At 61.1% G+C, this 12694-nt stretch carries 15 protein-coding genes; 12 read left to right on the top strand and 3 right to left on the bottom strand.

Annotated elements, in window-relative coordinates; translation table 11 throughout:
- The first annotated feature begins 14 nt into the window (after window positions 1-14).
- The 8 genes from catA to PPUTUW4_RS16500 all read left to right on the top strand — a co-directional run bounded on the left by catA (window position 15) and on the right by PPUTUW4_RS16500 (window position 7191).
- Window positions 15-944 (top strand): catechol 1,2-dioxygenase, encoded by a 930-nt coding sequence (catA, locus tag PPUTUW4_RS16535; RefSeq protein ID WP_015095722.1) that lies wholly within the window; start codon window positions 15-17, stop codon window positions 942-944.
- A 170-nt stretch (window positions 945-1114) separates the two neighbouring features.
- Entirely contained in the window at window positions 1115-2074 is a 960-nt protein-coding gene (locus tag PPUTUW4_RS16530; RefSeq protein ID WP_041474902.1) for a helix-turn-helix domain-containing protein, read from the top strand.
- Between the two features lie 257 nt (window positions 2075-2331).
- Complete coding sequence (benA, locus tag PPUTUW4_RS16525) at window positions 2332-3696, top strand: benzoate 1,2-dioxygenase large subunit (RefSeq protein WP_015095720.1); 1365 nt, start codon at window positions 2332-2334, stop codon at window positions 3694-3696.
- Window positions 3693-4181 (top strand): benzoate 1,2-dioxygenase small subunit, encoded by a 489-nt coding sequence (gene benB / locus PPUTUW4_RS16520; RefSeq protein ID WP_015095719.1) that lies wholly within the window; start codon window positions 3693-3695, stop codon window positions 4179-4181. Before benA ends, benB begins: the two co-directional genes overlap by 4 nt.
- A gap of 10 nt (window positions 4182-4191) precedes the next feature.
- Window positions 4192-5205: a benzoate 1,2-dioxygenase electron transfer component BenC gene (gene benC, locus PPUTUW4_RS16515; protein ID WP_015095718.1), complete on the top strand. Its 1014-nt coding sequence runs from the start codon at window positions 4192-4194 to the stop codon at window positions 5203-5205.
- Window positions 5206-5361: 156 nt separating this feature from the next.
- Window positions 5362-6135 carry a 1,6-dihydroxycyclohexa-2,4-diene-1-carboxylate dehydrogenase gene (locus tag PPUTUW4_RS16510; protein WP_015095717.1) on the top strand — a complete coding sequence of 258 codons (774 nt, stop codon included), beginning with the start codon at window positions 5362-5364 and terminating at the stop codon, window positions 6133-6135.
- A 42-nt stretch (window positions 6136-6177) separates the two neighbouring features.
- Window positions 6178-6879 (top strand): alpha/beta hydrolase, encoded by a 702-nt coding sequence (locus tag PPUTUW4_RS16505; protein ID WP_015095716.1) that lies wholly within the window; start codon window positions 6178-6180, stop codon window positions 6877-6879.
- A gap of 123 nt (window positions 6880-7002) precedes the next feature.
- Window positions 7003-7191, top strand: coding sequence for an SPOR domain-containing protein (locus PPUTUW4_RS16500; RefSeq protein ID WP_015095715.1), 189 nt, complete (start codon window positions 7003-7005; stop codon window positions 7189-7191).
- A 114-nt stretch (window positions 7192-7305) separates the two neighbouring features.
- On the opposite strand, the gene osmE is transcribed toward PPUTUW4_RS16500, so the two are convergent.
- Together osmE and PPUTUW4_RS16490 are read right to left on the bottom strand one after the other, a co-directional pair.
- A complete protein-coding gene (gene osmE, locus PPUTUW4_RS16495; protein ID WP_015095714.1) occupies window positions 7306-7656 on the bottom strand; it encodes an osmotically-inducible lipoprotein OsmE in 351 nt (116 codons plus the stop codon).
- Window positions 7657-7669: 13 nt separating this feature from the next.
- Window positions 7670-7909, bottom strand: coding sequence for a hypothetical protein (locus tag PPUTUW4_RS16490; RefSeq protein ID WP_015095713.1), 240 nt, complete (start codon window positions 7907-7909; stop codon window positions 7670-7672).
- A gap of 268 nt (window positions 7910-8177) precedes the next feature.
- On the opposite strand from PPUTUW4_RS16490, the gene PPUTUW4_RS16485 reads away from it, so the two are divergent.
- Window positions 8178-8513, top strand: a complete 336-nt coding sequence (locus tag PPUTUW4_RS16485) for a hypothetical protein (protein WP_015095712.1) — start codon at window positions 8178-8180, stop codon at window positions 8511-8513.
- A gap of 90 nt (window positions 8514-8603) precedes the next feature.
- Here PPUTUW4_RS16485 and PPUTUW4_RS16480 read toward each other — a convergent pair whose 3' ends face one another.
- Complete coding sequence (locus tag PPUTUW4_RS16480; RefSeq protein ID WP_015095711.1) at window positions 8604-9164, bottom strand: Rrf2 family transcriptional regulator; 561 nt, start codon at window positions 9162-9164, stop codon at window positions 8604-8606.
- A gap of 308 nt (window positions 9165-9472) precedes the next feature.
- Here PPUTUW4_RS16480 and PPUTUW4_RS16475 point away from each other — a divergent pair, with 308 nt between their 5' ends.
- From PPUTUW4_RS16475 to PPUTUW4_RS16465, 3 genes are all read left to right on the top strand, one after another.
- A complete protein-coding gene (locus PPUTUW4_RS16475) occupies window positions 9473-10675 on the top strand; it encodes an NAD(P)/FAD-dependent oxidoreductase (RefSeq protein WP_015095710.1) in 1203 nt (400 codons plus the stop codon).
- 139 nt (window positions 10676-10814) lie between these two features.
- Window positions 10815-12104, top strand: a complete 1290-nt coding sequence (locus PPUTUW4_RS16470; protein WP_015095709.1) for an FAD-binding oxidoreductase — start codon at window positions 10815-10817, stop codon at window positions 12102-12104.
- A gap of 25 nt (window positions 12105-12129) precedes the next feature.
- Window positions 12130-12684 (top strand): XRE family transcriptional regulator, encoded by a 555-nt coding sequence (locus PPUTUW4_RS16465; RefSeq protein ID WP_007976194.1) that lies wholly within the window; start codon window positions 12130-12132, stop codon window positions 12682-12684.
- The last annotated feature ends 10 nt before the right edge of the window (window positions 12685-12694 follow it).

The raw sequence follows: 12694 nt of genomic DNA, 5'->3' as shown, positions 1-12694 counted from the left end.
AGGAACCCTGAAAAATGAACGTCAAAATTTCCCACACTGCCGAAATCCAGAAATTTCTCGAAGAAGCCAGCGGCCTGCTCAACGACGCCGGCAATCCACGGACCAAGGCGCTGGTCTACCGCATCCTGCGTGATTCGGTGAACATCATCGAAGACCTGGCCGTGACCCCGGAAGAGTTCTGGAAAGCCGTCAACTACCTCAACGTGCTGGGCGCGCGCCAGGAAGCCGGGTTGCTGGTGGCCGGTATTGGCCTGGAGCATTACCTCGACTTGTTGATGGACGCCGAAGACGAGCAGGCCGGCAAGACCGGCGGCACCCCGCGCACCATCGAAGGCCCGCTGTACGTGGCCGGTGCGCCGTTGTCCGAAGGCGAGGCGCGCCTGGATGACGGCGTCGATCCGGGCGTGACCCTGTTCATGCAAGGCCGCGTGCTCAATACGGCCGGCGAACCCTTGGCCGGGGCCGTGGTGGACGTCTGGCACGCCAACACCGGCGGTACCTACTCGTACTTCGATGCCACGCAGTCGGAATTCAACCTGCGTCGCCGTATCGTGACCGACGCCGAAGGCCGCTACCGTTTCCGTAGCATCGTGCCGTCGGGCTATGGCTGCCCACCGGACGGTCCGACCCAGCAACTGCTCGATCAACTGGGCCGTCATGGCCAGCGTCCGGCGCACGTGCACTTCTTCATCTCCGCGCCGGACCATCGCCACCTGACCACCCAGATCAACCTCGACGGCGATCAATACCTGCACGACGATTTCGCCTACGCCACCCGCGACGAACTGATCGCCAAGATCACCTTCAGCGACGATCAGCAGCGCGCAGCGGCCCATGGCGTGAGCGGTCGCTTTGCCGAAATCGAGTTCGACTTCACCTTGCAGTCGTCTGCACAACCTGAAGAACAGCAGCGCCACGAGCGGGTCCGCGCACTGGAAGACTGATCACCCCCGCCCCCTGTAGGAGCGAGCCTGCTCGCGATGGTCGTCAACGATGACGCTGGGTGCCTGATGCCCCGCGGCGTCCTCAAGTCCATCGCGAGCAAGCTCGCTCCTACAGGGTTTCGGCTCTAGAATGGACCGACGCAACTCATAACAACAACGAGAGTGACCTGATGATGCAAGCGCAACTGTTGAGTCAGCGCAGCCGGGTGTTCGACCATGCCGACCCTTACGCCGTGTCGGGCTACGTCAATCAGCACGTCGGTAACCACTGCATTCTCATGCCCCGTGCCGGCAGCCCGCTGGCCAGCCTTGATCATCGCAAGTTCGCCAGCCTCGACCTGTGCCGCATCAGCTACGGTGCCAGTGTGCGCGTGACGTCCGGTGCGCTGGACAGCATTTATCATCTGCAAGTGCTGCTGCGCGGCAACTGCCTGTGGCGTGGACACGGCCAGGAGCATTACTTCGCCCCCGGCGAATTGCTGCTGATCAACCCCGACGATCCGGTGGACCTGACGTACTCCGCCGATTGCGAAAAATTCATCCTCAAGGTCCCGACCCGTTTGTTTGAATCGGTCTGCGATGAGCAGCGCTGGCGCTATCCGGAGCAAGGCGTGCGGTTTCTGGAAAACCGTTATCAGCTCAATGAACTGGAAGGTTTCGTCAACCTGTTGGCGATGATCTGCCAGGAGGCCGAATCCACTGAGCAGATCCTCAGGGTGCAGGAACATTACACGCAGATCATCGTCAGCAAGATGCTCAGCCTGATGAAAACCAACGTCAGTCGCCTCGATCCGGGCTCGCAGGCGGCCACGTTCGAAGCGATTGCCGATTACATCGCCAATAACCTCAAGCAGGACATCGACAGCGAAGCACTGGCGCGCCAGGCCCACATGAGCTTGCGTTCGTTGTACGGGTTGTTCGAACGCAATGCCGGTGACACGCCGAAGAACTACATCCGCCGCAAGCGCCTCGAGTCCATCAACGCCTGCCTCAGCGACCCGACCTGCAACGTGCGCAACATTACCGAGGTGGCCATGGACTACGGCTTCCTGCACCTGGGACGGTTCTCCGACAGCTACCGCAAGCAGTTCGGCGAATTGCCGTCCGATACCCTAAAACGCCGGCACTGAGACCTTCAGGTTTGATGTTGTCTGGTCTGGCGCCATCGCGAGCAAGCTCGCTCCTACATTGGACCTATGGTGCGACACAAATCCCCTGTGGGAGCGAGCTTGCTCGCGATGGGGCCGGCACATTCACCATCGATGGCGCCTGACACACCGCCAGTGACTGCACAAAACGGATAAAGGTCTGCACCCCGCGGATATTCCAGTCTGCCCCCCCGTCCTAGCATGGCCCTGCCTGAACAATAACAATGGAGGCGGTGGCCATGACCCTGCGACCCGAATATTTGCATTCCCTGCTTGAAGACGATCCCGAGCAGGGCCTCTATCGCTGCAAGCGCGAGATGTTCACCGACCCGCGTCTGTTCGATCTGGAGATGGAACACATCTTCGAAGGCAACTGGCTGTACCTGGCCCACGAAAGCCAGATCCCCAACATCAACGATTTCTACACCACGACCATGGGGCGCCAGTCGATCTTCATCGCGCGCAACAAGGACGGTGTGCTCAACGCCTTCATCAACGCCTGCAGCCACCGTGGCGCGACCCTGTGCCGGCACAAGTCCGGCAACAAGAGCTCCTACACCTGTCCATTCCACGGCTGGACCTTCAACAACTCCGGCAAGCTGCTCAAGGTCAAGGATCCGGCCAACGCCGGTTATCCCGCGAGCTTCAACTGCGAAGGCTCCCACGACCTGACCCGCGTCGCGCGGTTCGAGTCCTATCGCGGCTTCCTGTTCGGCAGTCTCAAGGCCGATGTTGTGCCACTGGTCGAGCACCTGGGCGAGTCGGCGAAGATCATCGACATGATCGTCGACCAGTCCGCCGATGGCCTGGAAGTGCTGCGCGGCTCGTCCAGCTACATCTACGAAGGCAACTGGAAACTCACCGCCGAAAACGGCGCCGACGGCTACCACGTCAGCTCCGTGCACTGGAACTACGCGGCCACCCAGAACCAGCGCAAGCAGCGTGAAGCCGGTGACACCAACCCGACCATGAGCGCCGGCAGCTGGGCCAAGCAGGGCGGTGGTTTCTATTCCTTCGACAAGGGCCACATGCTGCTCTGGACCCGCTGGGCCAACCCCGAGGACCGCCCGCTGTACGAGCGCCGCGATGAGCTGGCGCAGGATTTCGGCAAGGCTCGCGCCGACTGGATGATCGAGAACTCGCGCAACCTGTGCCTGTACCCCAACGTGTACCTGATGGACCAGTTCAGCTCGCAGATCCGCATCGCCCGGCCGATCTCGGTCAACCGCACGGAGATCACCATCTACTGCATCGCCCCGAAAGGCGAGAGCGACCACGCCCGTTCCAGCCGGATTCGTCAGTACGAGGATTTCTTCAACGTCAGCGGCATGGCCACGCCGGACGATCTGGAGGAATTCCGTTCCTGCCAGACCAGCTACCAGGGCAGCGTCACCACCTGGAACGACATGTCCCGTGGTGCCGAGCACTGGATCGAAGGCGCGGACGAAGCCGCCAAAGAGATTGATCTGCATCCGCTGCTCAGTGGTGTGCGCACCGAAGACGAAGGCCTGTTCGTGCTGCAACACAAGTACTGGCAGCAGACCATGCTCAAGGCCCTCGCCGTCGAGCAATCGAAACTGATCGCCGTGGAGGACGTGCAATGACCATTTCCTATGAAGCGGTGCGCGATTTCCTCTACCGCGAAGCGCGTTACCTCGACGACCGCCAGTGGGACCAGTGGCTGGAACTGTACGCCCCGGACGCGACGTTCTGGATGCCGTCGTGGGACGACAACGACGAGTTGACCGAGGACCCACAACGGGAAATCTCGCTGATCTGGTACGGCAACCGCACCGGCCTGGAAGACCGCGTCTTCCGCATCAAGACCGAGCGCTCCAGCGCCAGCGTGCCGGACACCCGCACTTCCCACAACATCAGCAACATCGAGCTGCTCGAACAAGCCGACGGACTGTGCAAGGTGCGCTTCAACTGGCACACCCTGAGCTTTCGCTACAAGACCGTCGACAGCTATTTCGGCAGCAGTTTCTACACCCTCGACATGCGCGGTGAAAACCCGTTGATCAAGGCCAAGAAAGTGATCCTGAAGAACGACTACGTTCGTCAGGTCATCGATGTTTACCACTTGTGAGGCTGGCGTCATGACCCATTCCATTGCGTTCAATTTCGAAGACGGCGTCACCCGTTTCATCGATGCCAACGTGGGCGAAACCGTGGCCGATGCCGCTTACCGCCAGGGCATCAACATCCCGCTGGACTGCCGCGACGGTGCCTGTGGCACTTGCAAGTGTTTTGCCGAAGCCGGTCAGTACGATTTGGGCGAGGAGTACATCGAAGACGCCCTCAGCCCTGAAGAGGCCGCGCAGGGTTTTGTCCTGACCTGCCAGATGCGCGCCCAGAGCGATTGCGTGGTGCGTGTACCGACGTCCTCCGAGGTCTGCCGCACCCGTCAGGCCAGCTACGACGCGACCATCAGCGCCGTGCGCCAGCTGTCCGACAGCACCATCGCCCTGTCGATCAAGGGCGAAGCCCTGAGCAAACTGGCGTTCCTGCCTGGGCAGTATGTGAACCTGGGAGTTCCCGGCAGCGAACAGACCCGCGCCTACTCGTTCAGCTCGCTGCAGCGCGATGGCGAAGTCAGCTTCCTGATCCGCAACGTGCCCGGCGGCTTGATGAGCAGTTTCCTCACCGGCATGGCCAAGGCCGGCGACTGCATGAGCCTGGCAGGTCCCCTGGGCAGTTTCTACTTGCGTGACATCCGTCGGCCGCTGTTGTTGCTGGCCGGTGGCACCGGGCTGGCGCCGTTCACCGCGATGCTGGAGAAGATCGCCGAGCAGGGCAGCGATCACCCGCTGCATCTGATCTACGGCGTGACCCACGATTTCGACCTGGTGGAAATCGACCGCCTCGAAGCGTTTGCCGCGCGCATCCCCAACTTCACCTTCAGCGCCTGCGTCGCCAGCCCCGAGAGCCAGCATCCGCTCAAGGGCTACGTGACCCAGCACATCGAGCCCAAGCATTTGAATGATGGCGACGTCGACGTCTACCTGTGCGGCCCGCCGCCGATGGTCGAGGCCGTCAGCCAGTTCATTGGCGAGCAAGGCATCGCGCCTGCGAACTTCTACTACGAAAAATTCGCCGCCAGCGCGGCCTGAGTCGCGCACAAATTCCCTGCCTGGCAAAGATCCAATGTGGGAGCGAGCCTGCTCGCGAAAGCGGTCTGCCAGTCACCCACGGTGTCGACTGGAAGGACCTCTTCGCGAGCAGGCTCGCTCCCACAGTTGAACTGCAACCTTCTTCATGAGGTACACATGAACAGATTTCACGAAAAAGTCGCGCTGATTACCGGCGCTGCCCAAGGCATCGGGCAGCGGGTGGCCGAGCGCATGGCAGCCGAAGGGGCGAAGCTGATCCTGGTGGATCGTTCCGAGCTGGTGTTCGAAGTGCAGCAACAACTGGCCGCGACCACTCAGGTATTGGCCCTGACCGCCGACCTTGAGCAATACGACGAATGCAGCCGGGTGATGCAAACCGCCGTCGAGCGCTTCGGGCGCCTCGATGTGCTGGTCAACAACGTCGGCGGCACCATCTGGGCCAAACCGTTCGAGCACTACGAGGCGTCGCAGATCGAGGCCGAGGTCCGTCGTTCGCTGTTCCCGACCTTGTGGTGTTGCCATGCTGCGCTGCCGTTCATGCTGGAGCAGGGCAGCGGGGCGATCGTCAACGTCTCTTCCATCGCCACCCGCAGCCTCAACCGCGTGCCCTACGGTGCGGCAAAGGGTGGGGTCAATGCCTTGACCGCCTGTCTGGCGTTCGAAACCGCCGGTCGTGGCGTACGGGTCAACGCCACGGCGCCTGGAGGCACCGAAGCACCGCCGCGACGCATACCCCGCAATGGTACCGAGCAGAGTGAGCAGGAAAAACTCTGGTACCAGCAGATCGTCGACCAGACCCTCGACAGCAGCCTGATGAAACGCTACGGCACCCTGGATGAGCAGGCGGGGGCTATTCTGTTTCTGGCCAGCGACGAAGCGTCCTATATCACCGGCATGGTCATGCCCGTGGGCGGCGGCGATCAGGGCTGACGCGAGCGACGAGCAACCCCATCGGCAAACGGAGTCATGGTGATGAGTGACAAACCCACGATCGTGCTGGTCCATGGTTTCTGGGGCGGTGCCGCCCACTGGAACAAGGTCATCGTCAAATTGCTCAGCCGGGGCGACACGCACATTCGTGCCGTCGAATTGCCGCTGACTTCGCTGGCTGATGATGCCGAGCGTACGCGCAAGATGGTCGCCCAGGTGCCCGGTCCGGTGCTGCTGGTGGGGCATTCCTATGGCGGCGCGGTGATCACCGAAGCCGGCGATCAGCCGAATGTGGTCGGGCTGGTGTACATCGCCGCGTTCGCCCCGGACGCTGGTGAAAGCCCCGGCGGTATCACGCAACGGCACCTGCCTGCGGCAGCGGCCAACCTGACGCCGGATAGCGACGGTTACTTGTGGGTCAAGCCCGAGCTCTACCACGAGAGCTTCTGCCAGGACCTGCCGGCGACCGAAGGGTTGGTCATGGGCCTCACCCAGAAAGCGCCGCTGGCGAGTACCTTCGGCGACACCATTGGCACGGTGGCCTGGAAGAACAAGCCATCCTGGTATCAGATCTCGACCGCCGACCGGATGATCGCGCCACAGAACCAGCAATGGATGGCCGCGCGGCTCAACGCCCGGGAGATTCTGACCTTGAACGCCAGTCATGCGTCATTGGCGTCGATGCCCGCCGAAGTGGCGGCCTTGATCGACAGGGCTGCGACGGCGTTGGCTAACGCCCCCTAGGGGCTACAACGCATCCAGGGATGGCAAGGGAATTTCCATGGCGACGTCTGGTCGGTATTTTGGAGAAGGGCGGGTGTAAGGTGAACAAGTCGACCTGATAGCACTGCCCAGGAGGAGGTGACCATGAACGTTTCGATGCTGAACAAGATGCATATGAACGGCTATGACGTACTCAGCGTGAACAACGGCCCCTGGCGGGTATGCACCCGGAGTGACCGGCTTGGCTCGTTCAACAGTCGAGAGGAGGCACTGGCGTTTGCCGCGTCACTGCCCGGCTACAGGGCGCGCGCCGTCCGCCATCAAACAAAATGACGTCAATCTCCTGTAGGAGCGAGCTTGCTCGCGATGGACGTCAACGATGACGCGCCCTGTCTGAATGAACGCGTTGTCCGGACGTTTATCGCGAGCAAGCTCGCTCCTACAGTGTTAATAGCCACCGCCTCCACTGGGCCGGGAGGGTTCCCGGGCCTTTTGCTGCGTGTGACTCCATTGCGCGCAGGTCATGAAGCCCTTGTGGTCGACCATGCCGCGGCCATCGAAACTGACGTTGTACGCCTGCTGATGGCCTTCGTGAGTCAGTTTGTAGTCAAAGCAGGTACCGGGTTCAACGGTACGATCCGTGACCGCCAGGGGCTGGCCGCCGATTTGCCGGACTTGCTCGCGGGTCATGCCGATGTCGACTTTCGCCACCAGCGGCTGGTCCTGATAGATCGAGTTGGTGCTGCAGCCTGCCAACGCGGTCAGTACGGCGACCAGCGTAAATTGAGGCCTGTTCATGGCAGCGCTCCCGCTATTGAGCCTTGTTGCGGCTAATGACCTTGGCTTTCACTTCCTCGGCATAGCCGGACAGTTTTTCTTCATCACCCTGAAACAAGGCACACAGTTTCTGAATGGCTAGCGCGTCGATGTCGTTGCCGAGCAGGCGCAACTGCTGCTCAATGCGCAAAAGCTCCACCGCCGACCAGCGCAAATCTGACGCAAGCCCTTGCAGATCACGCCGAAGTTCCTGTTCCGATTCGTTAAGCCACATGATGATCTCCTGAACGCTGCATTCCGCAATTTTAGACCCGTTTACGGGGGCGGATGTTGTGTTCATCTGAATCAGCGGGGTTTCCTTTGGTCGGGAAAAGCGAACGGGAAAATGCGCTGTCTGCTCTGGTTCACGGCAGGACAATGTCAAATGACAGCCTGCAAGGAACTAACTGGGTGAAGTGATATCAATGACTGGCCGAATCGTCGGGATAGATGTACGGGCGACGGCAAGCTACATTTTCTCTTTTCGAATTTAAGGAAGCAGCATGCGGATGTTGATGGGGGGAGTCGCGCTGGCATTGCTGGGTGGATGTTCGTTGCCGGCCTCGCTGGTACCGGGCGAGCCGAATGTCAGCAAGCACAGTGAGAAGACGCCAAAAGAGTATGCGGCGTGCGTTTTGCCGGCCTGGCAGAAAGAAGTATCGAATACGACTCAGGTTTCGATTTCCAACGGCTACCGGATCACCGCACCGAGTGTAATAACGGCCGATGAAGTGCTGGATATCGTGAAACACAAGGACGGCAGCCGGGTTTCGCTGTATCAGGGGCCACCTTGGGCCAAATCCGGCGACCTGCGCAGAATCGTGCGCGACTGCCTGTAAGAGCGAGAACGTGAAAATCGGTCACAGACCGTTTTGCGCCTGAACCGAGAGAAACCGGATGCCTGGCGTGCATCCGGTTCAATGAGATGGTCAGTCTGAAAGGTTGGTCGCAGGAATGATCTGCTCACTGGCCTGGGCGCTGCTTTTCCTTTCCCGACGCTCGTTCATCCAGCTCTCCACCTTGACGCCGAATTCTGCCGGGGCCTTGCGCCCGAATTTCCTGGCGATATCGAGGATGGTTTGCTGGGCGAGGGCCTCTTCCATGCGTTTTTGCGCAACCATCATCGCCCCATGGACCGCACACGGACCGTCCAGCGCCCAGGCCGGCGGGGTGCCGTCAAACACTGCGCAACGGCCGCGGATCTCCCGACAATCGAAGATCGACTTGCGACCGTCGATGGCGTTGACGATATCCAGCAGGGTGATTTCGTCGGCGGGCCTGGCCAGCTTGAAGCCTCCGCGCATGCCTTCGGTGGCGACCACCAGTTTGCCTTTGGCCAGCTTGGTGAAGATTTTCGCCAGATAGTCCAGGGGAACGCCTTGCAGTTCGGCAAGGTCGCGCACACTCGCTTCGCGCGAATCGCCGCCGTTGCCGACGAGAAAAAGCAGGCAGTGGATGCCGTATTCGACACCCGCGCTGTAAAGAGACATACAAATCTCCGACTTGATTAGTCGCCAATTCTAGCAGCCGAGCCTAAGCCAGGCAACGAATCGTCGTGTCCTGAATTTTCTTTTTCAGCTCGAAAACCCTTGTCATGCACGTTCTTGAGGCTTTTCTGCGCAGGCATCGACGCGTTCGATGGCAGCCATCAAAAAAAACGGGTTGCAGGATTTAACTTGGATCAATAGAGTCGCAGTTGTTCGAGCGGCATAGGTCGACGATTCTCGAAAAACACCGACCTCATGCCTGCTCCCGATGAGCGTGACTCACAACCCTTGTTTATCCCCTGGAGTTAAAAATGAAACAGCACATTCTGGTGATCGGCGCAGGTTTCGGTGGCATGTGGACCGCTTTGAGTGCCACGCGCCTGTTCGACATTCACGGCCACAACGACGTTGAGGTGACCGTGCTGGCGCCCCAGGCCGAGCTGCGTGTGCGCCCGCGCTTCTACGAACCGAACGCCCACCAACTGGCTGCGCCGATCGGCGATCTGTTCGATGTTGTCGGGGTCAAGTTCATCAAGGGCGCGGCGCAAACCATCGATGTCGAGCAAAAGCAGGTCGGCTATGTCGATGCCGCCGGTGCCCGACAAGTCTGCAGCTACGACAAACTCGTTCTGGCCACCGGCAGCAGCCTGGCTTCGCCAAACATTCCGGGCGTGGCCGAACATGCGTTCGACGTCGACCAGATCGAACAGGCCGTGCGCCTGGAAAACCACCTCAAGGCGCTGGCCAATCAACCCGAAAGCAAGGCGCGCAACACGGTGGTGGTGGCCGGTGGCGGTTTCACCGGGATCGAAACGGCGACTGAAATGCCGACCCGCCTGCGGGCCATCCTCGGCGACCAAGCCGACATCAATGTGATCATCGTTGACCGTGGCGATAAAATCGGCGGCTCGATGGGGGAGGAAATCGCTGAATCGATCGTCGAGGCCAGTGTGGCGACCGGCGTGAAATGGCACTTGAAAGCCTCGGTGGTGGCGGTTGATGCCAATGGCGTCACCCTGTCCGACGGTGCGCGTATCGATGCCAGGACCGTGGTCTGGACCACCGGCGTTCGCGCCAGCTCCCTGACCGAGCAGATCCCGGCCGAACGCGATCGCCTGGGCCGCCTGCATGTCGACGCCCACCTGAAAGTGATTGGCCAGGACGACATCTTCGCCACCGGCGACGTCGCCTACGCAGCCAGTGACGAGATCGGCAACTACGCCCTGATGACCTGCCAGCACGCGATTTCGCTGGGCCGTCATGCCGGCAACAACGTTGCAGCGCAGATTCTCGGTGTCGACCCGACGCCGTACAGCCAGCCCAAGTACGTGACCTGCCTGGACCTCGGCGCCTGGGGCGCGGTCTACACCGAGGGTTGGGACCGCCAGGTCAAGTTGATCAAGCAAGAGGCCAAGGCATTGAAGACCCAGATCAATACCCAGTGGATCTACCCACCGGCGGCAGATCGAGTCACCGCACTGGCTTCGGCGGATCCGATGATTCCCGTGGCCTGATTGATTCGAACATCGCGCCTGAACAAAACAATCCCGCTCGGGTTCGCCGAAGCGGGATTTTTTTACGCCTCGATTGCCTGCATGAAATTTACCGTGTATTTTTTCATGAAATTAAAAATACAAAATTTCACGAGGCCCTATGTTTCAGCAATCCACCCGGCATGTCGCCAGTTACTACGCCCATAGCTGCGCCGATCGACTGGTCAATCGCACCGCACTGGAAGGTGAGCAAGACACCGAAGTGCTGATCATCGGGGCCGGTTTCAGTGGATTGCACACGGCGTTGCGCCTGGCGCTGGCCGGCAAGCGTGTGACCTTGCTCGAGGCCAGCCGGGTGGCCTGGGCCGCGTCCGGGCGTAATGGCGGGCAGGCGATTCTCGGCTGGTCGTGTGACATGCCACCACTGGAGGCGGCGCTGGGATACGAGCGAGCGCGGCGATTGTGGGACGGCATGCGCTGGGCCGCGCGCGAATTGCGTGATCTGCCCGGCCGCCATGAGTTCGATTGCGACTATCGCGCCGGCCATCTCTGGACTTCGGTGATGCCGCGGCGAGTGGGGCTGCTGACCGAGTGGCAGCACGAGGCCAGCCACAAGTGGGGTCACGACAAACTGCAATTCATCCCCCGGCAACAGCTGCCGGAATGGGTGGCCAGCGAGCGTTATCAGGCCGGCCTGTTCGACCCCGAGGGCGGGCATTTGAACCCGCTGAAACTGGCGCTGGGTCTCGCGGATGCAGTTGAGCGGGCTGGCGGTCGTATCTACGAGCAAAGCAAGGCACTGAGTTATGGCGAGGAGGGCGAAGGCTTTGTGGTGACGACCGAACGCGGTCGTATTCGCGCCGATGTGCTGGTGCTGGCGTGCAACGCCTACCTCGATCGGCTCGACCCGCAACTGGCCAGTTGCGTGTTGCCGGTCGGCACGTATCAGGTCGCGACCGCGCCGCTCACCAAGGATCAGGCCACTGCGCTGCTGCCGAGCAATGTGTGCGTGACCGACAATCAGTTCGTGCTCGATTATTTCCGCCGCACCCCGGATAACCGCCTGCTGTTCGGCGGCGGTTGCACTTACCTGGGCGGGATGCCCAAGGACATCGCCGCGGCGACCCGGCCGTTCCTGGAGCGAGTGTTCCCGCAACTCACGGGCGTGGCGCTGGAGTTTGCCTGGGGCGGACACATCGACCTGACCCTCAAGCGCACGCCGGATATCGGGCGGCGCGGCGATCTGTACTGGATGCAGGGCTATTCCGGGCATGGCGTGTTGCCGACACTGGCCGCGGCGCGGGCGGTGTCCGACGCGATCCTCGGTCAGCCCGACGAGCTGTCCCTGTACCAGGGCCTGAACAACGGCAGTTTTCCCGGCGGCAAATACCTGGCCGCGCCGCTGGAAGCCATCGGCAAGGCCTGGTATCGACTGCGCGACAGCATTTGAAGCGACACTTTCTGGAAGCCTCAAGATGGACATGCAAGAAGAAATCTCGGCGCTGGCGATCCTGATCCAGGACCTGCGCAAGCACAAGAAGTACACCCTGAAGGAACTGGCGGACAAAATCGGCCGCTCCGTCGGTTTTCTGTCCCAGGTCGAGCGCGGCCTGTCGCGCCCAACGGTGGCGGACCTGACCGCGATCAGCGAAACCCTCGGCGTGCCCACCACCTATTTCTACAGCCTGCCCAAACCCATGGCGTTGTCCTGGGTCACCCGCCCGGATGAGCGTCGCACGCTGTACTACGCCGACGGCATCACCGACATCCTCGTTTCGCCAAAAATGCGCGCGTCGTTCTCGATGCTTGAAAGCCAGCTCGAACCCGGCGCCAGCAGCGGCGACCGGCACATGAAGGACAGCTCCGAGCAGGGCGGTTATGTCCTCGAAGGGCAACTGACCCTGTGGCTCGACGACAACGAACCGGTGACCCTGCATCCCGGCGACAGCTTTCAACTGGCCAGCCATGCGCACTGCCGCTACGGCAACCTGTCCGACCAACTGACCCGCGTGCTTTGGGTTTACACCTGATAACAACAAG

The organism is Pseudomonas sp. UW4 (genome assembly GCF_000316175.1).
GTDB classification, from domain to species: domain Bacteria; phylum Pseudomonadota; class Gammaproteobacteria; order Pseudomonadales; family Pseudomonadaceae; genus Aquipseudomonas; species Aquipseudomonas laurylsulfatiphila.
The sequence above is the reverse complement of the archived record's forward strand: the minus strand, read 5'-3'. Positions and strand labels throughout refer to the sequence as shown.

Excerpts from the sequence above, each read along its gene's own strand:
- PPUTUW4_RS16480 (WP_015095711.1), bottom strand. The coding sequence starts at position 9,164 with ATGTCTCTTTACAGCGCGGGTGTCGAATACGGCATCCACTGCCTGCTT.
- PPUTUW4_RS16470 (WP_015095709.1), top strand. The coding sequence starts at position 10,815 with ATGTTTCAGCAATCCACCCGGCATGTCGCCAGTTACTACGCCCATAGC.
- benB (WP_015095719.1), top strand. The coding sequence starts at position 3,693 with ATGACCATTTCCTATGAAGCGGTGCGCGATTTCCTCTACCGCGAAGCG.
- PPUTUW4_RS16505 (WP_015095716.1), top strand. The coding sequence starts at position 6,178 with ATGAGTGACAAACCCACGATCGTGCTGGTCCATGGTTTCTGGGGCGGT.
- benA (WP_015095720.1), top strand. The coding sequence starts at position 2,332 with ATGACCCTGCGACCCGAATATTTGCATTCCCTGCTTGAAGACGATCCC.
- benC (WP_015095718.1), top strand. The coding sequence starts at position 4,192 with ATGACCCATTCCATTGCGTTCAATTTCGAAGACGGCGTCACCCGTTTC.
- PPUTUW4_RS16510 (WP_015095717.1), top strand. The coding sequence starts at position 5,362 with ATGAACAGATTTCACGAAAAAGTCGCGCTGATTACCGGCGCTGCCCAA.
- osmE (WP_015095714.1), bottom strand. The coding sequence starts at position 7,656 with ATGAACAGGCCTCAATTTACGCTGGTCGCCGTACTGACCGCGTTGGCA.
- PPUTUW4_RS16465 (WP_007976194.1), top strand. The coding sequence starts at position 12,130 with ATGGACATGCAAGAAGAAATCTCGGCGCTGGCGATCCTGATCCAGGAC.
- PPUTUW4_RS16530 (WP_041474902.1), top strand. The coding sequence starts at position 1,115 with ATGATGCAAGCGCAACTGTTGAGTCAGCGCAGCCGGGTGTTCGACCAT.
- catA (WP_015095722.1), top strand. The coding sequence starts at position 15 with ATGAACGTCAAAATTTCCCACACTGCCGAAATCCAGAAATTTCTCGAA.
- PPUTUW4_RS16500 (WP_015095715.1), top strand. The coding sequence starts at position 7,003 with ATGAACGTTTCGATGCTGAACAAGATGCATATGAACGGCTATGACGTA.
- PPUTUW4_RS16485 (WP_015095712.1), top strand. The coding sequence starts at position 8,178 with ATGCGGATGTTGATGGGGGGAGTCGCGCTGGCATTGCTGGGTGGATGT.
- PPUTUW4_RS16490 (WP_015095713.1), bottom strand. The coding sequence starts at position 7,909 with ATGTGGCTTAACGAATCGGAACAGGAACTTCGGCGTGATCTGCAAGGG.
- PPUTUW4_RS16475 (WP_015095710.1), top strand. The coding sequence starts at position 9,473 with ATGAAACAGCACATTCTGGTGATCGGCGCAGGTTTCGGTGGCATGTGG.